Below are 24,020 nucleotides of genomic sequence, written 5' to 3'. Positions count from 1 at the left end.
TTTATTCCTGAATTTGATGCGGAATGTCGGATGTTAAATTTGTTAACAACAATTGCTTTATTAATGATTATCTCTTTGGCTCACTTACTGATATAAAAAGATGTATAAACAGGGAGTCTATTAATCATTGGAGAATACTTCGTTATGCCTTATGCGCCGATGCCAACCTTTCCTAATAAAGTTAATCTAAAGCGAAATGAATGATGCGATGGATGTTATTTGGTGTCATTACATCTTTATTTGGGTTTTATTGCTTTGTCAGATTATTTCAGCCTAGCGCATTTATTCATGTTGGAAATAATACCGTCGCTTTAGCGACAGTATTTATTGACTCCAGTTGGGACATCCAACAATCGGGATTTGATCGCGAAGAGTTATTTGAAGTTGTCAGTAAACATAACCTCCCAGAAGGCGTTGTGTATTTACATGTTCCAGTTATTTATGATGCTCAAAACAAATTAACTCCACCACCAAACAATAGACAAAGAGAGATTCGTATTTTTGATACTTCGCTACTTATCGAAACTGCTCCTCTAGATCCATTTGGCGTGCCCTACTCCCTAAGACTTATCTCTATTGATAAACAGAAATACTGGATAAGAGATAGTCATATGGACAGCGCACTTTTTCAGTACAAGGCCGACATCAACTTTACTCCAGTATCCACAAATTGGTTTAGCTCAATGCTCTAATATTAAAGGTGCCATTAAAGCAGCTAGCTCTCGAAAGCCTAATAATACCAATCCGCATAAAAAAGCCCGCAACACGGTGCGGGCAAAACATCAATCACGTTGAGAGTGATGAACGTTGGGAAGGGGCAGACCGAGTGTTAGTTACCCGGCCCGGCTTTAACGATAGCGTCGCTAACGTCGTATTTTTCAAAGTTCTGTTTAAAGTCGTTGACTAAGTTAGCGGCGTATTCGTTGTACTTCTCTTTGTCTGCCCACGTGTTTTGTGGTACAAGCAAATTGCTGTCTACACCGTCTATTGCCACTGGCACATCTAGGTTTAACGCGTCAATGTGCTGAGTTTCAACATCAGCCAAGTTACCCGATACAATCGCATCAATGATGGCGCGCGTAGTAGGGATATCAAAACGGCTACCTGTGCCGTAAGGGCCGCCTGTCCAACCGGTATTAACCAAGTAAACCTTAGCGCCAAACGCTTTAACACGCTTAATCAGAAGCTCTGCATACACGCCTGCTGGACGCGGGAAGAAAGGCGCACCAAAACAAGTTGAGAAGGTTGATTCAATATCGCTTGTAGAGCCAATTTCAGTAGAGCCTACTTTCGCTGTGTAACCGCTTAAAAAGTGATACGCCGCAGCTTCTTCACTTAACACTGAAACAGGAGGCAATACGCCACTTACGTCACAGGTCAAAAATACAACCGAGCGAGGTTCGCCGCCTCGGTTTTCAGCAACGCGCTTTTCAATGTGTGAAAGCGGATAGGCCGCACGTGAGTTTTGGGTTAACGACGTGTCGGTATAGTCTGGCGTGCGTGTTTCATCAAGCACTACGTTTTCTAAGATGGTACCAAACTTGATAGCATTCCAAATTACTGGCTCGTTCTTTTGAGATAGGTCAATACATTTAGCGTAGCAACCGCCTTCAATATTAAATACGCTACCTGGTGCCCAGCCGTGCTCGTCGTCACCAATTAAGAAGCGCTTAGGATCGGCTGAAAGCGTGGTTTTACCTGTGCCTGAAAGACCGAAAAACAGAGTCACATCGCCTTCTTCACCCACGTTGGCAGAACAGTGCATAGGTAGCACGTCTTTTGCCGGAAGTAGGAAGTTTTGCACTGAGAACATGGCTTTTTTCATTTCACCTGCGTAACGCATGCCTGCAATCAACACACGCTTTTTAGCGAAGTTGATGATAACTGTACCATCACTGTTTGTGCCGTCACGCTCTGGCTCACAAGTGAAACCAGGTACGTTTAAGATTTGCCAAGGCTGGTCGCCTTTAACATTCCATTGTTCAGGAATAATAAAAAGGTTGCGGGCAAAAACGTGCTGCCACGCGGTTTGCGTTCTTACTTCAAGCGACAAAGCATGTTCAGGATCGGAGCCCACTTGAAGGTGTGAAAGAAAGTGTTCTTGGGTAGACAGATAAGCTTCAACGCGATTCCACAGCGCATCAAATTTGTCAGCGTCAAAAGGCTTATTCACCTTGCCCCAATCGATGTCATTTTCGGTTGTTGACTCTTTAACGATAAATCTATCATTTGGAGAGCGACCGGTTCGTTTTCCGGTCTCAACGACAAGCGCGCCGTTTTTGTCAAGGACACCTTCGCCGCGCTTGACGGCGCGCTCGATAAGTTCTGCATTTGGCAGGTCGGTGAGTGGCGTTACTTTCAGTTCCGTTTGAATTGAGGCTGCTGCGGTCATGGCTGTTACCCTATATGTAATTTTTCAAAAGCACTTTCAAAAAAGTATCACCTCTTCGAGTGTAATGTAAACAAGGCCTAACACGCATTTATAAAACACATATTCACTATTTCTCACATTAAAATTTCATAAATATTGTAAATTAATTACAAGGAAAGCCTTTTCCTTGGATATAAATGCAAAAAAAGGGCGTAGAAAACCTATATTGATCGATGAATTTCAAAATAAAAAGATGAATTTTTTTTTGAAACATCGGGTGAAAACTTTCACTGAAACAGAAATAAAAGAAAAGTGGGACTGTGGAAAAAAAGTTAAACACTTACTGCTGGACATTTTTTAACCAAAAGTGAAGTGTTGGGAAAATGAACCTATCTAGACGGTGAGAGATTCAGAAACAAAAAAGCACCTTCGAAAGAAGGTGCTTTAACACAGCAGTAAACAAGCAGTTACTGATTTGAAGACGGTGCGTCGAAGTTGCCGCTATGAATAGCCTCTACGTCGATACTATCGAAGCGATATTCGGTATGACAATACTGGCAGTTCATTTTGATCGCCCCTTCTTCAGCAATAATTGCGTGAAGCTCAGACTTCTCTACGTGACGAAGTGCTTCTGCGCTGCGCTCCTTTGAGCATGAGCAGGCAAAGGTTACGTCCTTCGCTGGATACACTTCCACGTCTTCTTGGTGGTAAAGACGATACAAAATATCTTCAACCGACAACGTAAACATCTCTTCTTTGGTCAACGTTTGAGTAAGCTTAGTGATATGAGCAAACTCATTGGCTTGCGACACATCAGTAGCACTGGCATCAGTCGGTAAGACCTGAAGCAATACACCCGACGCCTTCGCGTTTTTAGGGTCGCTCATGTCTGTCATTAGGTGCACGCTGGTCGCTAGCTGCTCTGACTGAGCAAAGTAGCTTTCAATACATTCAGCTAGAGAAGGCTTATCTAATGCGACAACACCTTGATAACGCTCCCCTTCATCTGGTGTGATAGTAATGACTAATACCGCTTGAGATAGTAACTCTGAAAACGTTTCAGGCAAGGTTTCTAATGTTTCGTCCCAGCGCGCCACCCCGCGAAGCGTTTGTTCGTGAGTAGCATTTAAGACCGCGTAACTTACCGGGCCTTTGCTTTGAATTTGAAGAGAAATTTCACCTTTAAACTTAAGCGTTGCCGTTAACAATGACGTCGCTGCCGCCATTTCACTTAACAATGTTTGAATTTGCACGGGGTATTCATAGCTGTGCACAATTTGCTTTAAGCTCTCATCAAGACGAACCAATTCGCCACGAACGTTAGCTTGGGTAAATAAGAAGCGGTGTAATTTATCGAAATCGCTCATAACTAATCCTGTTGAGCAGCTCATTATTGCTGCTTAAATTTAATAATCTGTCGTCGCTGCTTTTTATCAGGTCTATGATCTGGTTTTGGGCTGTGAAAGGCGTTCATTTTGCGCGCCGTTTGGTTTTCTTCACGTTTTGTTACACTTTCAATCGTCTCTTCAAAAAGCGCCTGCGCCAAAGGAGCGCTCAAACGCTTGTCACTTAAGCCTAGCACCTTAATTTCACGATTATCCCATCCTGAGGGAACTTTAATCATGGCGCCAAGCTCTACATGCTTACCAGGTTTGGCTCTTTGCCCGTTGTACTGGACTTTTCCCGACTGCACCATGTCTCTGGCTATTGCGCGGGTCTTAAAGAACCTTGCAGCCCATAGCCACTTGTCCAGCCTGACATTTTGTGTTGTATTGTTGCTATCCGATTGGCTCATGTAATATTTTCGTAATGGTGTGGCTTTAGTGTTGTGACCCTCACCTTTACTAGGATATTATGGGTTTGCTAAAGCGCGGTTAACCAAAAATTCACTATATTATAATAAAGCAGTACCATCAGTGGCAGCATGACATTCAATAAACCCAACCCACAATCTCTGGTTGTTTATCTGAACCAGCATCAAAAACAGCTACATACCATCGTAGTGGTTCTGCTCAGCCTGTATTTAATTGCATTTGCAGCCAAACTCGTGTGGCGAATTATACCCGAACCTCAACTATCTGCGACACCCACAGTAAGCCGTGCTCCGGTTATTTCTTCGCCGTCAGGCCAAAATGGGGTCAACATTGCCAAAATACAACAGTTGAATCTGTTTGGTAATGCAGCGGCTAAACCCGCGGAACCGGTTGCCGAGGTTACCGACGCACCAGAAACGCGCTTAAACCTAACCCTGACGGGCGTTGTGGCCAGTTCAGAGCAGGAGGCGGGTACCGCTATTATTGAAAATCGCGGCAGCCAAGCGGTTTATGGCTTAGGTGAGAAGATTGAAGGCACCAATGCCACGTTGCAAAAAGTGTACAACGATCGCGTTATTATTAAGAACGGGGTGAGAAACGAAACCCTGATGCTTGACGGAATTGACTACGACGAAGCTAATCGTCGCCGTGAAATGCAGGCAAGAAATCGACCTGAGCCAGAAGAATTAGAAGAAGACACCGTTGAGCTTAGCGACGAAGCATTAGAGGCAACTGCAGCTCTGCGAGAGCGTCCAGCCAACTTCACAGACTTTATTTCAATATCGCCAAAAACTGAAGAAGGTCAGCTTATCGGCTACCAGGTAAGCCCCGGCAAAGAGCCCGAATTATTTAAATCGGCAGGGCTTCAGGCAGGCGATGTCATTACACAGATTAACGGGCTAGACCTTACCGACTTGCAGCAATCGCAAGAGGCACTGTCTGAGCTACGCAATGCACAAACTATAGAATTAACGATTATTCGAGATGGCAGTTTAACTACGCTATACCTAGATTTACCCGAGTCTTAATACCACTAACGGTAGTAGCACTATATTGTCGCTAGGTATACAAAATAACAAATAAAGCAATTCGGTCATCGACAAGTTAGGAAATGAAGGAAGTTAGAATGAAAAGGCGCACTAGCCAAAAACTATTATCTCGCTTAGGCACAGCCATGTGCACAGCGCTTCTGTGTTTCTCGGTCACGGCCGCTGAGTACATGCCTAATTTCAAAGATACTGACATCAATGAATTCATAAATATTGTTGGTAAAAATCTTGAGCGAACTATTATTGTCGACCCTAACGTACGCGGCAAAATAAGCGTACGCAGCTACGACATGCTCAACGAGGATCAGTACTACCAGTTTTTCCTGAACGTATTACAAGTGTATGATTTTGCCGTTGTAGAAATGCCTAGCGGAATTTTAAAAGTCGTTCGCTCAAAAGACGCAAAGACATCGAATATCCCGGTTGTTGAAGGCGCGCAGCAAGACGGCGATGAGTTTATTACCCGCGTTGTGCCTGTTTATAACGTACCGGTGCGCGAACTTGCGCCTATATTGCGCCAGCTTAATGACCAAGCGGGCGGCGGTAACGTGGTTAGCCACGATCCATCAAACGTGATGATGCTAACGGGCCGTGCTGCGGTGGTTAATCGTCTTGTTGAAATCATTGAGCGCGTAGACCGCGCTGGTGACGAAGAAGTAGAGATTGTTAAGCTTCGTTATGCTTCAGCTTCTGAGATGGTACGTATTATTGAAAGTATCAACAAATCACAAGGTAAAGCCAATACAGGCGCTAAATCTGAACCTCGCGTTGTAGCAGACGACAGAACGAACTCTGTGATCGTAAGCGGCGACATTAAAGCGCGTCAGCGTCTTATCAATCTTATTCAACGCATGGACCAAGAGCTGGAGTCCAATGGCAACACTCGCGTACTGTTTCTTAATTACGCTAAGGCAGAAGATTTAGTCAAAGTTCTGCAAGGCGTATCGGCCAGTATCCAAGCAGAAGAGCAAGGCAGCGGCGCCACATCGCGCAGAGCAAGCTCAAACCGCGAAATTAGCATCGACGCACACGAAGATTCTAACGCCATCGTTATAACTGCAGAGCCAGACATGATGCGCTCGCTAGAAGAAGTGGTGCGTCAACTGGATATTCGCCGTGCACAGGTACAAGTTGAAGCCATTATCGTTGAAGTTTTTGAAGGCGACGGCAACACATTAGGTGTGCAATGGGTGTCAGAAGAGGGCGGTGGTACACAGTTCAATAATGGTGTTATAGGCGTCGGTTCATTAGCTGTGGCACTACGACAGGCCGAAGATAGAGAGACCACGCAAACCAACATCACTGCCAACGGTGAAGTGGTAGAAACAACGGACACGATAGAAGGCGACTTCACTGCTCTTGCAAGCTTACTTGGCGGTGCAAACGGCCTGATTGCTGGCGTTATCGAAAATGGCTGGGGCGCAGTGGTACAGGCGGTAAGCACTGATACCAATTCAAATATTCTTGCCACACCTCACCTAACTACCATGGATAACGAAGAAGCGTTTTTCATTGTTGGTCAAGAGGTACCTATTATTACGGGTACCACAACAGGCGCGAACAACTCTAATCCTTTCCAAACGGTCGACCGACAAGAGGTAGGCATCAAACTTAAAGTAACGCCTCAAATTAACGAGGGCGATGCGGTACAACTACTTATTGAACAAGAAGTATCGAGCGTAAGCGGTGCAACGTCGGTTGATATTTCAATTAACAAACGTGAAATTAAAACCACAGTAATTGTTGATGATGGCGGTACTATCGTATTAGGTGGCTTGATTGATGAAGACGTACAAGAAAGTGTGTCTAAAGTGCCATTGCTAGGTGATATCCCTATTCTTGGTCATCTCTTCAAAACAACGTCGACCAGCAAACGCAAGCGTAATCTAATGGTATTTTTAAAGCCAACGATTGTCCGTGACGGCGCAACCATGAATTCTATTAGCCATCGCAAGTATAACTACATTCGCGCACTTCAGCTTAAACGTCAGCAAGAGGGCGTGTCTCTAATGCCGTCAGCTGAAACGCCAAGCTTGCCACAATGGGACGACGAACTCGCTTTACCACCTTCGTTTGAAGAGTATCTCTCAGAGAAAGAGAAGAAAAAAGAAGGTAACGACTAGTATGGCGGGGCAGGACGAACAAATTACCCAAGCTCTAGAGGCGCAAGAAGAAGCCTTGGAAGCTATGGGTGAAGACGCCGGTTTGCCTGAAGAAGAGGCCGGTCCAAGACAGCTTTCTTTTAGCTTTGCAAAGCGCAATCAGGTGTTGCTTGAAACCAATGAAACGCCGGCTGTTTTGTATTTTACAGAAAATACGCCGTTTGATGTGTTTGCCGAAGTACGTCGCTTCTACGGTGAGCCCTTTGTACCCAAAACCATACCCGCTGACGAATTTGAGAGCCTGCTGACCAGTGCGTTCCAGCGAGATAGCTCAGCGGCTAAACAGCTAATGGAAGATCTTGGCAACGAAAGTGATTTGTTCGCCCTTGCTGAAGACTTGCCGGACACTGAAGACCTGTTAGACAGTGAAGACGATGCGCCCATTATTAAGCTTATCAACGCTATGTTGGGCGAAGCGATTAAAGAAGGTGCGTCGGATATTCACATCGAAACCTTCGAAAATCAGCTTGTGGTTCGCTTTCGCGTAGACGGTGTACTTCGTGAAATTTTGCGCCCTAACCGCAAACTTTCTTCCATGTTGGTATCGCGTATTAAAGTTATGGCGAAATTAGACATTGCCGAAAAACGCGTACCACAGGATGGGCGTATCACATTGCGCATTGCAGGACGAGCGGTAGACGTACGTGTTTCTACTATGCCCTCAAGTCACGGCGAGCGTGTGGTGCTACGTCTATTGGATAAGAACAATGCGCGCTTAAATCTTGAAGATTTAGGCATGACGCTGCAAAACCGAAACCACTTCTCATCTCTTATTCGCAAGCCTCACGGCATTATATTGGTTACTGGTCCAACGGGCTCAGGTAAAAGTACCACCTTGTACGCAGGGTTAACCGAAATAAACTCGCGAGACAGAAACATTTTAACCGTTGAAGATCCTATTGAGTTCGATCTTCCGGGCATTGGACAAACGCAGGTTAATCCCCGTGTAGATATGACTTTTGCCAGAGGCCTTCGCGCTATTTTGCGTCAAGACCCCGATGTAGTCATGGTGGGTGAGATCCGCGATATCGAAACCGCACAAATTGCCGTTCAAGCCAGTTTAACCGGTCACTTGGTACTGTCTACTCTGCATACCAATACGGCAGCAGGCGCGATTACCCGTTTAGAAGACATGGGCATTGAGCCATTTCTGTTGTCTTCGAGCTTATTGGCCGTATTGTCACAGCGACTCGTTCGTACCCTGTGCCCAGATTGCAAAAAGCCACATTCACCTGACGCCTCTGAGCTGGAAATATTAGGGCAGAATGCCACAAGCGACACCACTATCTATAAGCCGCACGGCTGCGCCGCGTGTAACCAAACGGGCTATCGTGGTCGTACCGGTATTCACGAGCTGTTATTAGTTGACGAAAAAGTACGTGAAATGATGCACGAAGGTGTCGGCGAACAAGCGATTGAACGTTATATCAGAACCTCTACCCCAAGCATCCGTGAAGATGGCTGCAGCAAGGTTTTAGCGGGTGAAACCTCTCTTGAAGAAGTGCTTCGAGTAACGAGGGAAGACTAAATGGCGGCATTCGCTTACAAAGCGGTTAATGCCCGCGGTAAGAATACAAATGGTGTACTTGAAGGCGATAATGCCCGTCAGGTTCGCCAACAGCTGCGCGAAAAAGGTTTAATTCCCTTAGAAGTCGAGCAGGTCGCAGAGCGCGCACAAAGTGAAGGCAAAGGCCTATCATTTTCTTTATTTAAACCCCGTATTTCAGCGTCAGATTTAGCGCTACTTACACGCCAGCTTGCTACTCTTGTTGAATCAGCTCTTCCTGTAGAAGAGGCGCTACTTGCCGTCGCTGAACAGTGCGAAAAGCCTCGTCAAAAAAATATGATGATGGCAGTACGCAGTAAAGTGGTAGAAGGTCACGGACTTGCTGATGCGCTTGCGCAATTTCCCAGCGTATTTGATGAGCTGTATCGCGCTATGGTCGCAGCAGGGGAGAAATCAGGCCATCTTGATACCGTGCTGAATCGTCTTGCCGACTACACAGAGCGCAGACAACAGACCCGCAGTCAAATTACACAAGCGATGATTTATCCGTCGTTAATGCTGTTTTTTGCAATGGGTATCGTGTTGCTATTGTTAACGGTGGTAGTGCCTAAAATTGTTGGACAGTTCGACCACATGGGTCAAGACCTGCCGGGCATCACCCAATTCCTAATATCGGTGAGCACATGGCTACAAAATTACGGCTTGTTTATGCTTGTTGGTATAGGCGTGCTTATCGTTATTATTCAGCGCGTGCTGCAGCAAAAGCACATGAAGCTACGCTACCACAGAGCGCTGTTAACCTTGCCATTGATAGGCCGGGTGTCTCGCGGGCTTAACACCGCCCGTTTTGCACGAACCTTGAGTATTCTAAGTGCCAGCGCAGTGCCGCTACTTGAGGCTATGCGTATTTCAGGTGATGTACTGGAAAATCAGCATATTAAAAATCAAGTAGCCGAAGCCGCAGTCAACGTTAAAGAAGGCTCCAGCTTGCGCGCCGCGCTAGATAATACAAAAATGTTTCCACCAATGATGATGCATATGATTGCGTCAGGTGAAAAATCCGGCGAGCTACAGCAAATGCTATCTCGCGCCGCAGATAATCAAGATAGGGAATTTGAAGCGCTTATTGGTGTCTCACTTAAGGTATTTGAACCCTTACTTATTGTATCGATGGCGGGCATTGTTCTGTTTATCGTTATGGCAATATTGCAACCAATTTTAGCATTGAACAACATGGTGAATATTTAATGAAAACACTTAATCGCAGTTCTGGTTTCAGTTTGATTGAAGTCATGGTCGTACTTCTAATCATCGGTATTATGGCGTCTATGGTGGCACCGCAAATCTTGGGGAACCAAGAAGAAGCGCAGCTTAAAAAGGCGGCGGTAGACATCCAGCAAATGGAAAGTGCGCTTGAAATGTACAAGCTGCGCAACAACCGTTTTCCCACCACAGAGCAAGGTTTAGATGCGCTGGTTACAGCACCTACTATCGACCCTATTCCACGTAACTATCCTGAAGGCGGCTTTATCAAGCGTCTGCCTGAAGATCCATGGGGCAACCCATATGCGCTAATCAGCCCGGGAGAGCTTGGCGTAGTTGATATTTTCTCTAATGGTCCAGACGGCGAGCCGGGTACTGATGATGATATTGGTAACTGGAATATTAACGAATACCTGAACTAACTTATATGCGCTACCGCGGCAGTACATCGTTTCATAAAGCAGGCTTCACCCTATTAGAAGTCATGCTGGTATTGCTGCTTATGGGTTTGGCGGCAGGTTACGTTATGTTTAACGCCTTTGGCGCGAGTAAATCAGACCTGCTGAAAACCCAAGCCCAACGCCTACAGGTAATCGTTGATATGGCCAGCGATTTTGCGGTGTTAAATCAACAGCAGCTGGGCGTGCGCTTTGAAGCCGACAAAAACGAATACTTCTTCGTTTACTTAGACGACGATGATGAATGGCAGCGTATCGAGGGCGAAAAAACCTACGAGCCTTACACGTTACCTGAGCCTTTTACCTTCACTTTAAATTTAGACGACTTACCGTGGGACGTTGAAGACAGGCTCTTTGACAGAGAACTATTCGATGAAAATCTTAGCGTTTCTGATGAAGGCGTTGAAATAGGTAACGAAGAAGAGAAAAAGCTGCCTCCACCGCAAGTGCTAATTATGTCGAGCGGCGAAATTACCCCTTTTACGTTATCGTTTAATTACGAAGGTGACGACGGCGACTCCCCTGTTTACTACAGCCTGCAAAACCAAGACTTACCGCCTTTAGTGCTTGAAGGTCCCCTGGAGCGTCCATTATGAACGCGCCTAATATGAGAACAAGCACGGTAAATTCATCTGGCAAAAGCATTGCGCCTAACAGACCCCATATCCAACGTGGTTTAACCTTACTCGAAGTTATGGTGGCACTGCTTATTTTCGCACTCACCGGCACTGCTGTACTCAAAGCTGCGGGTGAGCACCTATCAAGCGTTGGCCAAATTGAGTCTGTCACTTTTGCCAATTGGGTAGCGAGCAATCGCCTTAACCAGCTTCAACTTGATACCACCTGGCCACCAAAGAATAACTTAAAAGGCACGATGGAGATGGCGGACCGTACCTGGTACTGGCAACAAACCGTTGCGAAGACCAACGATAACGACTTACGCTCGGTAACCGTTTCGGTGGGCGAAGACGAAAGCTACAGCAGTTCAGTTACATCAGTAACCACTTTTGTGGCTAAACCGACGGCGGGACATTAGCATGCAGCGCGGTTTTACGCTTATCGAAATACTGATTGCTATGGCCATATTCACCCTTATCGGACTGGCATCAACGGGTTTATTAACCACTGTTATCGATAGCAATGACATTTCAGAAGAGCGTTTTGCCAAGCTCCAGTTGCTGCAGCGTGCCATGATTACTATCGAGCGAGACCTCCAACAAGCCGTGCCACGCGCAGCAAGGGTTAACGGCGAAAAGCAAGACGTGGTCATGTCAGGCGGTGAAACCGACGACAGTGACGATGACGGCATTGGTTTTGTACGCGGAGGGTGGCATAACCCTCAGCTAATGTTGCCAAGAAGTACTCTACAATTTGTTGCCTATAGGCTCCAAGAAAACAAGTTAGAACGTCTTTACAGCAACTATGTAGATAATGTCATCGGCTATGAGCCAAAAGTACGTGTGCTGTTAGAAGATATTGAAAGCCTGAAAATCGAATTTCTTGCCACAGCTAACAGCGGTTCGTTAGGTGAAGACGAAGACCTGTCGTGGAGCGAGAGCTACAAAGGTACAGCACTGCCGCGCGCGGTGGCCATTGAGTTTGTTAGTAAAGACTTCGGCAAAATTCGTAGGGAATTCACCTTAACCACGGGTGAATCGTCGTAATGCCAAAAATTAGAACGCTTCGTTTAAAAAACCATGAGCACTCTGAGACTGTAAAGGGTACGCATCAACTGTCTAGCCCACCGGCCAAACAAGAGGGTGTGGCACTGATGATTGTGCTGATGATTGTCGCTTTGGTTTCCGTATTAGCCACAGAAATGGGTACACGCTTGCAGCTTCAGGTGCAGCGTACGATGAACTTAAAAGACAATAATCAAGCATACTGGTACGCCATGGGCGCAGAGGCCTTTGCGCGTAAGTCTATCCAGTCTTTGATAGAGGAAAGCCCGGATGTGATTTCTATAGATCAGCCTTGGGCACAAGAATTCAGCTATCCTTTAGAAAACGGTGGTTTAACCGCTAACTTAGACGATTTGCAGGCGTGTTTTAATTTAAACGCGATCACGTCTGGCAGTGCAGGAGGCACAGGCAGTAACAGCGGTACTAGCAGCAATGGGACAAGTAACACCACGGAAGCCATGGACGCTTTTCACACAATGTTGCTATCACTTAGCGTTGACGGACTAGACAACTACACCGCAGATACCTTACGCGACAGTTTAGCCGACTGGGTAGACGAAGATGACAGAATGCGCCCTTACGGTGCAGAAGACAGCGAATACGAGTCCAGAGAGTTTCCTTACCTAGCAGCTAACGGACCACTGGCATCAAAAAGTGAATTGCGTATTATTAACGGTGTATCACCACAATGGCTAGACGCATTACTGCCATTAGTTTGCGTGATCCCGGATTACAATGAGTTGAAAATTAACGTCAACACTTTAGAAGAAGAAGATGCACCATTACTTGCAGGCCTAACGGGATTAGACATTCAGCAGGCCGCAAGTTTGATTAGCAGTCGCCCGCAAAACGGCTGGGACGATACCAATGCATTTTTAAGCGAGCCCTCTATTCAAGCGCTTAATTTAACAAGCACTCGACAAGATTGGTTTTCGGTTAAAACTGAATATTTTATGTTGCATACAAAAACACAATACAACAAAGCAACCTTTAAGCTTTCCACCGTGTTTCACGTTAATGCCGATACCGGTGTTAGTATTGTGAATCGCGAGTTTGGGGGAACCTATTGATGGAACAACTCTTGGTGCGTTTAGGCGCCAACCATACAGACCCAATTAGCTGGCTCGTTTATTCGCGAACCGAAGATGAAATTATTGCATCGGGCGAGCTGCCTAATGCAGAAGCCTTATCTTCGCTGACCGAACGCGCGGGGCAACGAAGTGTTATTGCGTTAGCTCCTAGCAGCGAAATTTTACTCAAATGGGTTGAGCTGCCGCCTAAAGCTGGCCGCAAGATCATTTCTGCCATCCCGTTTATGCTAGAAGACGAGCTTGCCACTGACATTAGCCAGCAATTTTTTGCGATCGGCCCAAAGCGAGGCGATGAGCAGGCCGTTGCAGTAGTTAGCCATGAAAAGATGGAGCTGTGGCAGTCCTGGCTTAGCGAAGCAGGGTTATTCTGCGACACCATTATTCCTGATGTACTCGCTGTACCGGTAACTGAAAACGGCTGGTCGATATTAACCTTAGGTGAACAGCTACTGGTGCGCCAAGATGAATTCAAAGGGGTTCAAGGCGAACAAACTTGGTTGCTTCCTACCCTAGTGCACTTCACTGCGCAGCAAGAAGAACCTGTGACAATCACAAACTACGCAGGTATCGATTTAAGCAGTCTGCCGAACATTGAAGAAGCGCAGGCGCCCTTAGAGTTGCCTATGCAAGTATTGGCAAAAGAGGCAATGCAATGCAGCTTTAACCTATGCCAAGGCGATTACAAAGTAAAGCGCAAGCGCAGCGGTGCTCTGAGTCAATGGCGTGTTGCTGCAGTATTAGCAGTGTTAGCGCTATGCACCAGTCTTATCGACAAAGGATTTTCTCTTTACCAGCTTAAAGCCCAAAATCAGGCGTTAAGCAGTGAGGTCAATACCGCTGTTAGAGCGGGTTTCCCCAATATTGGCACCTATCGCAACGTGCGACTGAAGCTACAAAGCGAGCTTGCCAAGTTAGAACAAGGCGGTGGCAGCGCCTCTATGCTAATTATGTTAGACCAGCTCGCTCCGGCTTTTTCAGCCACTGATGTAAAACCGCAAACACTGCGCTTCGATGCAACTCGCACTGAGATTCGCATTCAGGCGCAAGGTAAAAACTTTGAAGCGCTAGAGCAGTTTAAACGTACAGCAGAAAGCGCGGGCTTTGTGGTTGAACAAGGGGCCATAAATAATCGTGACAATGGCGTTGTAGGTACAGTATCAGTAAGGAGTACCTCATGAATGCACTCTTAGAAAAGTACAAAGCGCTGACCGAGCGCGAACAAAAGTTAGTACTGGTTTCAGCTGTGCTATTAATAATTGCGCTATTTTATTTTGCGGTATGGTCGCCGCTTAATGCTGCTTTAGATAAACAAAAACAGCTTCTCGACAATCAGCAATCCTTGTTGGTTTGGGTAAAAGACAGTGCAGCAAGAGCACAGCAATTGCGCCGCAGTAGCGGGGGTAAACGAACGTTCTCAGGCTCGTTACCGCAGGCGGTAAACCGTACTACTGCTCAGCATGATATTGCTATTTCTCGGATGCAGCCACAGGGCGACGAGCTGCAGGTGTGGGTTGATCAAGCGCCGTTTAACAGTGTTTTAGAATGGCTCAAAGCCATGGAAGATATGGGCGTAATTATTCTTCAAGCGGATATTGCCGAGGCCGATGCGCCAGGCTATATCAAAATTCGCCGATTACAATTAGGTAAAGCATGAAGTCGAAAGTTAGTTGGAGTATAGGCGGCATTATTGCCTTCTTATTGTTTGCCATTGCCTACATGCCTGCTGTTCACGTTATTGGCCGCATTGCATTACCAAGCACTGTAGCCGTTAGCGGTGTTAGCGGCACTCTGTTTTCAGGTAAGGCCCAAATGGTGGTGGTTAATGAGCTGCCTATCAATAACGTAAAGTGGGAGTTAAGCCCGTTACACATGTTGATAGGGAATATCAAATTAGACCTAAAAGCAGGAAATATTCGCGATAAAAATGATATTGCTTTTGAAGGTCCTATCACTACCGGGCTTTTCAGCCAAGAGACAATTAATACCGAGAACTTTACGCTGTACCTGCCTGTAGATAGAGTGCTTGCAAAAGTTCGCTTACCCTTACCTGTAAACGCAGGCGGACGCTTTAAAGTGTCGCTGAATGATTTGACGTTCGGCCCAACGTGCCAATCATTAGACGGCACGGGCGATTGGCTAAACGCAACGGTTGCTGGTACTCAAGGCCCTATCGATTTTGGCACCTACTCAGCGAAGTTGCGTTGTGAGGGCGATGACATTGGAATACTAGTAAGCGAGCCAAACTTACTAAGCCTATCTATGGATGCGGTTATCCCTACTACGATGAAAAATATTCGAGTAAGTGGTAAATTCAAACCTGATAACAGCTTACCGCAAGAAGTCCATCAGGCTGCACGCTTGTTTGGTACGCCGGATAGTAGCGGCTACATTGGGTTTCAAATTCCTCGAACCTAACTCGTCTAGACCGAAAGCCTATTACGGCCTTGACCTAATATAACTGGATTATTTCTAAACAAAGGATTGTACAATGAACAAACCTCTTTTAGCTGGCGCTGGTGTTACTTTAGTTGCACTTGGCGTTGCCCCCTATTTTATTGGTACTAGCGTTCAAGAAAATGTTAACGCTGCAGTAAACGAAATTAACGAACAGGCTGTGTATTCAGCCGAAGTCCTTTCGTACGACAAAGGCTGGTTCTCAACGAAAGCAGAAGTCAAACTCGCTATCGATTTCCAAGCACTTTTGAATGCGCAAAATGTCGACCAATCTGAAATGCCACTAGAAGAAAACCCTAGCATAACTGCTACGCTGGTTGCCCATCACGGCCCTGTTTACTTCGGTGACGGTGTTGGGTTAGGTCGCGTTCACTACACGGTATTTGTTGATGGGGATGAATTAAGAGAATACGTTCAATGGGACGGTCAACAGCCAATATATACCAATGAAGGCGTTGTTGGCCTGCTTGGCAATTTAAGCTACGAAGATGTAATTCCGGCCCTTAGCGCAACCGACGAGGAAGAAGGTTTTACGCTGCTTTTCTCAGGTTATGCCGGTAAAGCTGTTCCTGAGGGCGACCAGACCTTTTATACCTCATCGGGTGAATCACTGAGCATAAATGCCGATGCCGTGTCGATGAAGATGTCTAACCTCTCTATGGATGTGACCTATGATGGCAGCATGATGGAAGCGTTTAAAGGCGAACTCTTTGAATCGAAAGTTAAAGCACTTATCGAAACTATGGAAATTACCGGTCTTGAAGCAGGAGAAACAGTACAGCTAGACAATATTGCGCTAATTACAGACACTGAAATTGATGAAGGCAGCAATACAGCGAATGTTTATGTGGAGTACGCCATTGAAAAGGTGGCAGGGCCGGAGTTAGAGGCGTCTGATATGGTTTTAGGCGTTGCCCTAAAAAACTTAGACGTAGACTTCATTAAGGCTTATCAAGACTTTAGCAACACATCTCTAATGATCCCTTCAGAAGAAGTGCCGGCCAAGATGATGGAATTTATTGAGGCGAATCTGCTTACCCAACTAAAAGCGGAGCCTGAACTTAACATAACGAAGCTTAAAGCAACATTGCCCGAGGGTTCGTTTAATGCACACGCGAACACTAAGCTAGTTGGCATTGATGAGATGCCGGGCACAATGGAAGATGTGGCTTACTGGATAACCCATTTACTGGCTGATGCACAGATAACGGCCGACAAAGCCTTTGCGCAAAGCGTTGCGTCTGGTTACATGATGGGGCAATTAATGGCAACACCCCAAGCACAAAACATGACGGCAGAAGAACTTGAAGCCGCAGTAGAGCAGCAAACACCAATGATATTAAGCACCTTTGCCCAGCAAGGCTTGATAAAAGAAACAGAGACGGGTTACGAGACAAAACTGGAATTTAAAGACGGCAAAGCCAGTGTAAATGGTACGCCTATTCCATTGCCTTTTGCTCCGCAATAGATTGCCGGGAAATCATTCAAAAAACGCCAAATACTGGTAATCCTTAGCCAGAACTAAAAATGCAGAGCCTAACGCTCTGCATTTTTTATTACTTCATCTTTCCCACGTTCAACCCCGCCAACTAAAGCCCCTTGGACTAGACTGACGAGTCTTAGGTTTCTCCTTAAAACGTAACCTAGTTCTCATCAAAAAGCGTGATATTCATCAATTCTTGCGCAGCATAGGCACGCCCCTCAGCCACAACCGTGATAGCCTCCGTAAGCGCATCTAGACCCGGCTCGCTGCGCTTCATAATATGAGATAGCAAAATGCGTTTTGCTTTAGATTTCGCGGCGATATCGATTATTTGTGTCGGTGTCATATGCAGGTTCTTCGCAACGCGCCCCGCGTTATCGTCAATTGCGTTGTGCAGTACTAAAAGGTCAGCGTTTTTAGCGAAGCGAGCAAGGTTTCCCTGTTCATCATTAGTATCACCAGAAAATACCGCTACACATCCGTTAGCCTTAATTTTCCACGCAAGTGTGGGTATAGGCCCGTGATTTACCGACATCGCTTCAACACTAATGCCATTATTCACATCGTATTCAAAAGGTTTCTCTAATGTGGCGTCTGCAACGCTTTTTGCCGATATTGTGTAATCTTCTTGGCCATGAATCGTGTAAGAAGATAGATATTTAAACGCGCTTTCCTCGCCAACTAGCGATGAGACATGAGCATTGGTCGAGGGCATAGCGTCATTACCATCGGGCCCTATTACCCATAAATTTTTCTCGCGATTAGTGAAATACCCACCTTTCACAAAACTCGGCAAATCGGCACTGTGATCAGTATGTAGGTGAGAAAGCAAAATCGCATCAAGCGACTCAAATGACGCACCGGCAGCGCCGAACTGAACACTGCTGCCGCTGCCAGCATCTACCAAAACACGTGCTTTGTTATCTACCCAGACCAAATAGGCGCTCGAGGTTCTTCCGTCATCCAATTCCGGTCCCCCTGAACCTAGCACTTGAACAGACACATTCTGGCAGGCCATAAATGCCTTACTTTCACCGGCACTTCCTTCTGAAATCGACGGTTGAGGTAATGATGGAGACGATGCTTGTGTAAAAGGCCCCGAAGAGGCTGGCGCTATTGCCGAGAACAAGAAAATAGACGTCGTTGAAAGCAGGCTCACCCACGCGGTGCTTAGTTTACCTTGTTTCTTTATGTGCACCTTTTGCCCTGTGCCCTTGCTTATAAAACTTAATTGCCTGTGTAAGACTTTCATCGCCATCATCCTAAACCGTTCCTTATCTTTTTATACCTTCACATCAAGATAAAAGACCGAACGGTGGCGTAAAAATATTCAGGGAAACTGAGTCGCGTCAAACAGCGTGTTGATAGTAAAACGAGGAAATAAAAAACGGGCACGTCGCATGTGCCCGTTTCAAAACATTGATGAGAAATATCTAGTGATTACTCAGTAGCACTTTCAGCTACCATAATAGTTTTGATATTCACAAATTCGCGCATACCATAACCACCGTGTTCCCGACCATAGCCACTGTCTTTAACACCACCGAAAGGCAGGTTTGGCTGAGCGAGTGAATAGCCATTGATGTTTACCATTCCTGTGTCAAATTCATCTTTCGCCAGTGCAATAGCTTTGTCCGTATCTGTACTAAAAATGCCGCCGCCTAAACCATAGCGTGAGTCGTTTGCGACTTCCATTGCCTGCTTGTCGTCACGAGCGCGGATTAATGACGCAACAGGACCAAATAACTCATCGTCGTAAGCGGGCATGCCAGGCGATACATTTTCAAGCACAGTTACTGGATAGAAGTAACCGTCAGAATCTGGGATTTCCCCACCGAGAGACAGCGTAGCGCCGTTTTCTAGCGACTTTTTCACTTGCTCATGAAGTTCATCGCGCAAGTCTTCTCTCGCCATTGGGCCCAAATCCGTATTTTCGTTTGTGGGGTCGCCAACTTTTAGCTTTTTACACTGCGCCACAAATTTGTCTCGGAACTCTTCATAGACGCTATCCACAATAACAAAGCGTTTAGCCGCCACACAGGTTTCACCGTTATTAATAACCCGTCCTTGGATACACATTTCTACAGCATGGTCGATGTCAGCATCCTCTAACACCAAAAAGGCGTCGTTACTACCAAGCTCCATTACGGTTTTCTTAGACAAGCTTGCAGCTTCCTTCGCGACTTCTTTACCTACTTCGTCACTCCCGGTAAAAGTAACGCCGCGAACGTATTTGTGCTTGATTAAGTCACTTGCCGTGCTGCCATCAATTAGCAGTGACTGGTAAACATTTTTAGGAAAGCCAGCATCTTCGTACATTTGCTGAATGGCTTGCGCCATACCAAACACGTTTTTTGCATGTTTCAGTACCGTGGTGTTACCCGCCATTATGTTTGAGGCGCTGTAACGAATAACTTGGTACAACGGAAAATTCCACGGTTGGATGCCGAGAATAACGCCAATGGGCTGGTACGTAATGATTGCTCGACCACCTTCGAAAATGCGATGTTCGTCTTCCAAAATTGAAGCGCCGTGCTCGGCCGTATATTGGCATATTTCAGCGCATAGCTGCACTTCTTGCTTTCCTTGCGCGGTAACCTTACCCATTTCCCGTGTCATCAGGCTGGCGAGATCGTCAATTCGCTCTTCCATCAGGTTTGCAAGGTTATTAAATAAATCAGCGCGGGTCTCAAATGACGTACGGCGCCAGTTCAAATAGGCTTCTTGTGAACGGGTAACTGCTTGCTCGGCGTCCTCGGCTGACATCAAATGATAATGATCGATCTTTTCACCTGTAGCAGGGTTGTAGGTATTGATTGTCTCACTCATTGTCACTCTCCTTATTCCGTTTGGTCTGAAGGAGGTGCAACTAAAAAGCCAAGGTGTCAAAAAATATTTTTCAACACATTTTCAATAACATAGGCATAACTTAAAGCCTAAGTAATGGAAAGTGTCAGAAAGGATTCAGAAAAGATTACCTATCGAAGTAAAGATTTCAGGGCGACCGTTGCGATCGCCTTATCATTTTTCCTAAGTCAGGATACCCTTTGCGGCACTCTGTTTGATTAACGGTGTAATGTGCCTTGTTGTACAGCACAAGAGTTTCAACACTAGTCAGTGTATAAGTCGGGGAAATGGAACTTTGCCATAGCAAGCGTTAACGCCACTTCATAAACACTTTGTCGCGAGGCGTGATTAAGAGTAAGCAAACCAATAGCCCCCCCTTTTTGCTTTATGTTTACCGTATCAAAGAGCTTGTCCATAACCGGCCCAAGTTCTTCGCCACGCTGTAGCGCCTGATATACGCTTACAGGAAGAGGCAAGCTTGCACTTCGCGTTACCGACCAGTGACCTTCATGGTATATCGCCACATAGGCAAAAGTAGCGGGGCCATCTTCAAATACATCCACGCCCCCTTCAATTGCCACATACCATGCATCTGTGAGTCCGCCTTGATGATGAGCCAGCATGGCCTTCACACGATTAATGGCACCCAAGCGCGTTTCATCTTCATTCATTGGCTGGTCAGGCACACCGCTTGGTACAGCCATACCCTGAGCGTCAAAATCGTGCTCTAGCGTGTCAGAGAGTGTATTGAGCGCAGCATTAATTTTTACTGGATTCAGCGACCCTACATAAATTGTGTCAGACACCATGTGCTTTCGTCCTTTAAAAACGTCCTTTCGAAACAGTCCCAACAGGGTTCTGCTTAATATCTTCTAGCATTAAACGGTAATCGCGCACCGCTGGAAACTCACTAATATTGCGATTTGGCAAGGTACTATCAGGGTTATCGACAGCAAGTAAGTGTTTAATACCGTATGTCTTTGCCGCATTTAGAATTGGCAGTGAGTCATCGACAAACAAGGTGCGGCTATTATCAAACTGTACTCTCTTTTGTAGTCGCTCCCACAAAAGCTGAGACTCTTTGGTTACGCCGAACTCATGGGTAGAGATGAGGTTGTCGATATGTGCGTCGAGCTGGGTATGCTCTATCTTTAGCGCCAAACTGTTTGGGTGCGCATTGGTCACTAATACCACCTGCCTGCCTGAGTCATGAAGCGCATCAAGGAACGGAATTGTATCGTCACGAAGGGCGAGCAAATGTGCCAGCTCACGCTTCAGCGGCATAAACTCATTTTCTAAGTCCATTTCGAGAGATTCAGCCCAGTAATCTAAGCAATACCATTGAATTTGCCCGAATACTGACTCATATCGCGCAGTCATTTCACGTTGACTCTGCGCCTCTGATACTCCCCTTATTTCCGCCAATCGTTTTGGCAAATGATGTAGCCAGAACTGGTTGTCGTAATGAAGGTCTAACAAGGTACCGTCCATATCTAGCAGTACAGTTTCTATTTCATTCCAGGGCAGAAAGGGCAAGCGATTTTCCTTATAATGAAGTAAGCTAAGAAATTGTATACAAGTATGATAACAAAGTTGTAGCGATAGACATGCCAAAAATTGATCCGAACAAACCGTTACCACAAATTCATTCTCGTGAAATCGTTGCGCAAAGCAAACTCTTTAGGGTAGAGCGCTTAGACCTTGAGTTTTCAAACGGCGCCACCCGTGAATTCGAGCGGATGGCTGGCGGAAACAGGGGCGCGGTAATGATAGTGCCCATGCTTGATGAAAACACCATGGTGTTAATTCGCGAATATGCTGCCGGCACACATTCGTATCAACTAGGCTTTCCAAAAGGTTTAATAGACCCTGGCGAAACTGCCATTGAAGCGGCTAATCGCGAACTACAAGAAGAGGCAGGCTTCGCGGCCAATGATCTTGTGGAGCTTCATAAGGTCAGCATGGCGCCCACTTTCTTTAACGCCAATATGACCATTGTTTTGGCCCGCGACTTGTACCCTAAGCAGCTTGAAGGCGACGAACCTGAGCCTCTTGAGGTGATTCACTGGCCTTTAGATGAAGCAGATGCTTTACTTGCAAGAGAAGACTTTGTTGAAGCCCGCTGCATAGCCGCGCTGTTTTTAGCTCAAAAGTGGTTTAAGGAACAATAAACAATGCCCGATGACGCCCATGCCGACCTACTAGAACTTGCGAAAGAAATTGCCATCGAAGCCGGTGAAGCCGTATTAGACGTATACGATAAAGGGGAGTTTGACGCTTATCAAAAAGACGATGAGTCTCCCGTTACCAGCGCAGATTATTTGGCAAACGATATCATCAACAAGCGCTTACAAGCTGCGACACCTGATATCCCAATCCTCTCAGAGGAAAACAAACACGCAAGTCTAGAAGAGCGAAAGCATTGGCCTCGATACTGGTTAATCGATCCCATCGACGGAACCCAAGAGTTCATCGCCAGAAGCGGTGATTTCGCAGTAAACATTGCGCTAATTGAGAACAATGAGCCGACAATAGGCGTTATCTTTTGGCCGCCAGGGCAGTCGTTATATTATGCCCAGAAAGGCAAAGGCGCGTTTAAGTCATCACCTGATGGCGATCACCCAATAAGCGTACGCAAGCTAGACGACCCTAAAAATAGTGTGGTGATGATTGCAATAAGCCGTCGTCAGTCGAGAGAAAAAGTGCTTAGCAGAATGTGCGCCAAGCGCGTATACCAAACGCTTCCATTGGGAAGCTGTTCCCTGAAAGCCTGCTTTATTGCCGAAGGAAAAGCTGATGTATTTATGCGCATCGGTATTACCGGCGAATGGGACACTGGCGCATCGCAATGCATTGTCTCTGAAGCGGGTGGGAGTATTGCCGCCGCTAACTTCGAACCTCTTACCTACAATCAGCGTCATTCGCTAGAGAACCCAGATTTTGTGGTAATGGGCGATCAAAGGGTGCCATGGCAAGATGTAGTCCAGTATGATGACTTCGTAAACCCACATCAGCACTAGCGCGTAATAATTTACTTAGCGCAGCGTGTTAACCTACGTATAATAGCGTAGTAATGTTGCTGGGCCACATTACTCTGGTAGTGGTTAAATCAAGCCAGATGGAACCAAAAAGTAAAAGGAGTAACCTATGATGACTACACGTATTCGCACGTTGTCTGCAGCATTGCTCGCATGTGGGCTAGCATTTCCCGCCGCAGCCGATTGGTCAATAGACGGCGAAACAAGTGCACTACACTTCTTATCGACGAAGAATGCACAAGTCACCGAAGTACATAAGTTTGATAGCTTTGATGGTACGCTGTCTGACGGTGGCAAACTTAACGTGGCGGTTGACTTATCGTCAGTGAATACAGCCATTGATATTCGCAACAAGCGAATGCAAGAGATGCTGTTCAACGTGGCCAAGTTTGCACAAGCGACATTTGAGGCCAACTTGCCTGAGTCGATGATGAACCTGAAATCGGGCCAAGTTGTTAACGGGAAGGTAGACGGTATTTTGATGTTGCACGGAAAAGCCGTTCCTACGTCATTTGCTGTTAAAGCAAGTAAAGTAAACGACGATACGCTTACCGTATCAACCACGTCACCAACGTTAATTAAAGCAGAGTCTTTTGGACTTGCTGAAGGCGTAGCTGCACTTCAAAAAATTGCAGGGCTTAAGAGCATAACAACAACAGTACCCGTAACGTTTTCAGTTACGTTTACTCAATAAAACATTGTTCTTGCCGCCGTCTATCGATAAAAAGCTAGGTGGCACGTGACTAAACGCAATAAAAAACCGCACACATGTGCTAATGCCGATCAGTTAAGAATTTAATG

At 46.1% G+C, this 24,020-nt stretch carries 25 protein-coding genes; 18 read left to right on the top strand and 7 right to left on the bottom strand.

Translation table 11 applies throughout. From position 1 onward, the window contains the following. Positions 1-200: 200 nt before the first annotated feature. A complete protein-coding gene (locus tag ACX5KA_RS19275) occupies positions 201-692 on the top strand; it encodes a hypothetical protein (protein ID WP_458731970.1) in 492 nt (163 codons plus the stop codon). Positions 693-829: 137 nt separating this feature from the next. On the opposite strand, the gene ACX5KA_RS19270 is transcribed toward ACX5KA_RS19275, so the two are convergent. Next, positions 830-2,392 carry a phosphoenolpyruvate carboxykinase gene (locus ACX5KA_RS19270; RefSeq protein WP_039221482.1) on the bottom strand — a complete coding sequence of 521 codons (1,563 nt, stop codon included), beginning with the start codon at positions 2,390-2,392 and terminating at the stop codon, positions 830-832. A 166-nt stretch (positions 2,393-2,558) separates the two neighbouring features. Between ACX5KA_RS19270 and ACX5KA_RS19265 the strand changes: the two genes are divergently transcribed. Continuing rightward, positions 2,559-2,732 (top strand): hypothetical protein, encoded by a 174-nt coding sequence (locus ACX5KA_RS19265; protein ID WP_458731969.1) that lies wholly within the window; start codon positions 2,559-2,561, stop codon positions 2,730-2,732. A gap of 106 nt (positions 2,733-2,838) precedes the next feature. Here ACX5KA_RS19265 and hslO read toward each other — a convergent pair whose 3' ends face one another. After that, entirely contained in the window at positions 2,839-3,738 is a 900-nt protein-coding gene (hslO, locus tag ACX5KA_RS19260; RefSeq protein ID WP_039221479.1) for an Hsp33 family molecular chaperone HslO, read from the bottom strand. Between the two features lie 23 nt (positions 3,739-3,761). After that, positions 3,762-4,166 carry a ribosome-associated heat shock protein Hsp15 gene (gene hslR, locus ACX5KA_RS19255; RefSeq protein WP_014977772.1) on the bottom strand — a complete coding sequence of 135 codons (405 nt, stop codon included), beginning with the start codon at positions 4,164-4,166 and terminating at the stop codon, positions 3,762-3,764. A gap of 129 nt (positions 4,167-4,295) precedes the next feature. Between hslR and gspC the strand changes: the two genes are divergently transcribed. From gspC to ACX5KA_RS19190, 13 genes are all read left to right on the top strand, one after another. Next, positions 4,296-5,213, top strand: coding sequence for a type II secretion system protein GspC (gene gspC, locus ACX5KA_RS19250; RefSeq protein ID WP_039221477.1), 918 nt, complete (start codon positions 4,296-4,298; stop codon positions 5,211-5,213). Between the two features lie 98 nt (positions 5,214-5,311). After that, positions 5,312-7,357, top strand: coding sequence for a type II secretion system secretin GspD (gspD, locus tag ACX5KA_RS19245; protein ID WP_039221475.1), 2,046 nt, complete (start codon positions 5,312-5,314; stop codon positions 7,355-7,357). A gap of 1 nt (position 7,358) precedes the next feature. Further along, entirely contained in the window at positions 7,359-8,924 is a 1,566-nt protein-coding gene (gene gspE, locus ACX5KA_RS19240; protein WP_283627324.1) for a type II secretion system ATPase GspE, read from the top strand. After that, positions 8,925-10,151 (top strand): type II secretion system inner membrane protein GspF, encoded by a 1,227-nt coding sequence (gene gspF, locus ACX5KA_RS19235; protein WP_283627322.1) that lies wholly within the window; start codon positions 8,925-8,927, stop codon positions 10,149-10,151. Continuing rightward, positions 10,151-10,588 (top strand): type II secretion system major pseudopilin GspG, encoded by a 438-nt coding sequence (gene gspG, locus ACX5KA_RS19230; protein WP_012520130.1) that lies wholly within the window; start codon positions 10,151-10,153, stop codon positions 10,586-10,588. The genes gspF and gspG overlap by 1 nt, the downstream gene beginning before the upstream one ends. A 5-nt stretch (positions 10,589-10,593) precedes the next feature. Then, the gene (gene gspH / locus ACX5KA_RS19225; protein WP_458731968.1) at positions 10,594-11,220 is read left to right on the top strand and encodes a type II secretion system minor pseudopilin GspH; all 627 of its coding nucleotides are present in this window, start codon (positions 10,594-10,596) and stop codon (positions 11,218-11,220) included. An 11-nt stretch (positions 11,221-11,231) separates the two neighbouring features. Beyond that, on the top strand, positions 11,232-11,660 hold the full coding sequence (gspI, locus tag ACX5KA_RS19220; RefSeq protein WP_458731971.1) for a type II secretion system minor pseudopilin GspI: 429 nt from the start codon (positions 11,232-11,234) through the stop codon (positions 11,658-11,660). A 1-nt stretch (position 11,661) separates the two neighbouring features. Next, entirely contained in the window at positions 11,662-12,288 is a 627-nt protein-coding gene (gene gspJ, locus ACX5KA_RS19215) for a type II secretion system minor pseudopilin GspJ (RefSeq protein ID WP_458731967.1), read from the top strand. Beyond that, positions 12,288-13,376: a type II secretion system minor pseudopilin GspK gene (gene gspK, locus ACX5KA_RS19210; RefSeq protein ID WP_458731966.1), complete on the top strand. Its 1,089-nt coding sequence runs from the start codon at positions 12,288-12,290 to the stop codon at positions 13,374-13,376. The genes gspJ and gspK overlap by 1 nt, the downstream gene beginning before the upstream one ends. After that, a complete protein-coding gene (gene gspL / locus ACX5KA_RS19205; protein ID WP_458731965.1) occupies positions 13,376-14,575 on the top strand; it encodes a type II secretion system protein GspL in 1,200 nt (399 codons plus the stop codon). Before gspK ends, gspL begins: the two co-directional genes overlap by 1 nt. Next, positions 14,572-15,051, top strand: a complete 480-nt coding sequence (gspM, locus tag ACX5KA_RS19200) for a type II secretion system protein GspM (protein WP_039221461.1) — start codon at positions 14,572-14,574, stop codon at positions 15,049-15,051. Before gspL ends, gspM begins: the two co-directional genes overlap by 4 nt. Next, the gene (locus tag ACX5KA_RS19195; protein ID WP_458731964.1) at positions 15,048-15,812 is read left to right on the top strand and encodes a type II secretion system protein N; all 765 of its coding nucleotides are present in this window, start codon (positions 15,048-15,050) and stop codon (positions 15,810-15,812) included. The genes gspM and ACX5KA_RS19195 overlap by 4 nt, the downstream gene beginning before the upstream one ends. Positions 15,813-15,885: 73 nt before the next feature. After that, a complete protein-coding gene (locus ACX5KA_RS19190) occupies positions 15,886-17,319 on the top strand; it encodes a YdgA family protein (RefSeq protein ID WP_458731963.1) in 1,434 nt (477 codons plus the stop codon). Positions 17,320-17,494: 175 nt separating this feature from the next. On the opposite strand, the gene ACX5KA_RS19185 is transcribed toward ACX5KA_RS19190, so the two are convergent. The 4 genes from ACX5KA_RS19185 to yrfG form a co-directional block, all read right to left on the bottom strand. After that, on the bottom strand, positions 17,495-18,586 hold the full coding sequence (locus ACX5KA_RS19185; RefSeq protein WP_272972326.1) for an MBL fold metallo-hydrolase: 1,092 nt from the start codon (positions 18,584-18,586) through the stop codon (positions 17,495-17,497). 188 nt (positions 18,587-18,774) lie between these two features. Further along, complete coding sequence (locus tag ACX5KA_RS19180; RefSeq protein WP_458731962.1) at positions 18,775-20,163, bottom strand: NAD-dependent succinate-semialdehyde dehydrogenase; 1,389 nt, start codon at positions 20,161-20,163, stop codon at positions 18,775-18,777. A gap of 281 nt (positions 20,164-20,444) precedes the next feature. Next, complete coding sequence (gene yjjX / locus ACX5KA_RS19175; RefSeq protein WP_014951320.1) at positions 20,445-20,990, bottom strand: inosine/xanthosine triphosphatase; 546 nt, start codon at positions 20,988-20,990, stop codon at positions 20,445-20,447. A gap of 13 nt (positions 20,991-21,003) precedes the next feature. Continuing rightward, complete coding sequence (yrfG, locus tag ACX5KA_RS19170; RefSeq protein ID WP_039221452.1) at positions 21,004-21,717, bottom strand: GMP/IMP nucleotidase; 714 nt, start codon at positions 21,715-21,717, stop codon at positions 21,004-21,006. 71 nt (positions 21,718-21,788) lie between these two features. On the opposite strand from yrfG, the gene nudE reads away from it, so the two are divergent. The 3 genes from nudE (at position 21,789) to ACX5KA_RS19155 (ending at position 23,913) form a co-directional block, all read left to right on the top strand. After that, positions 21,789-22,352 carry an ADP compounds hydrolase NudE gene (gene nudE / locus ACX5KA_RS19165; protein WP_014951322.1) on the top strand — a complete coding sequence of 188 codons (564 nt, stop codon included), beginning with the start codon at positions 21,789-21,791 and terminating at the stop codon, positions 22,350-22,352. A gap of 3 nt (positions 22,353-22,355) precedes the next feature. Beyond that, complete coding sequence (cysQ, locus tag ACX5KA_RS19160; protein WP_039221449.1) at positions 22,356-23,201, top strand: 3'(2'),5'-bisphosphate nucleotidase CysQ; 846 nt, start codon at positions 22,356-22,358, stop codon at positions 23,199-23,201. Positions 23,202-23,328: 127 nt separating this feature from the next. After that, on the top strand, positions 23,329-23,913 hold the full coding sequence (locus ACX5KA_RS19155) for a YceI family protein (RefSeq protein ID WP_039221447.1): 585 nt from the start codon (positions 23,329-23,331) through the stop codon (positions 23,911-23,913). Positions 23,914-24,020 lie beyond the last annotated feature (107 nt).

This window comes from Alteromonas alvinellae (assembly GCF_902705805.1).
Note: the sequence above shows the minus strand (reverse complement) of the source record. Positions and strands in the feature narration are given on the sequence as shown.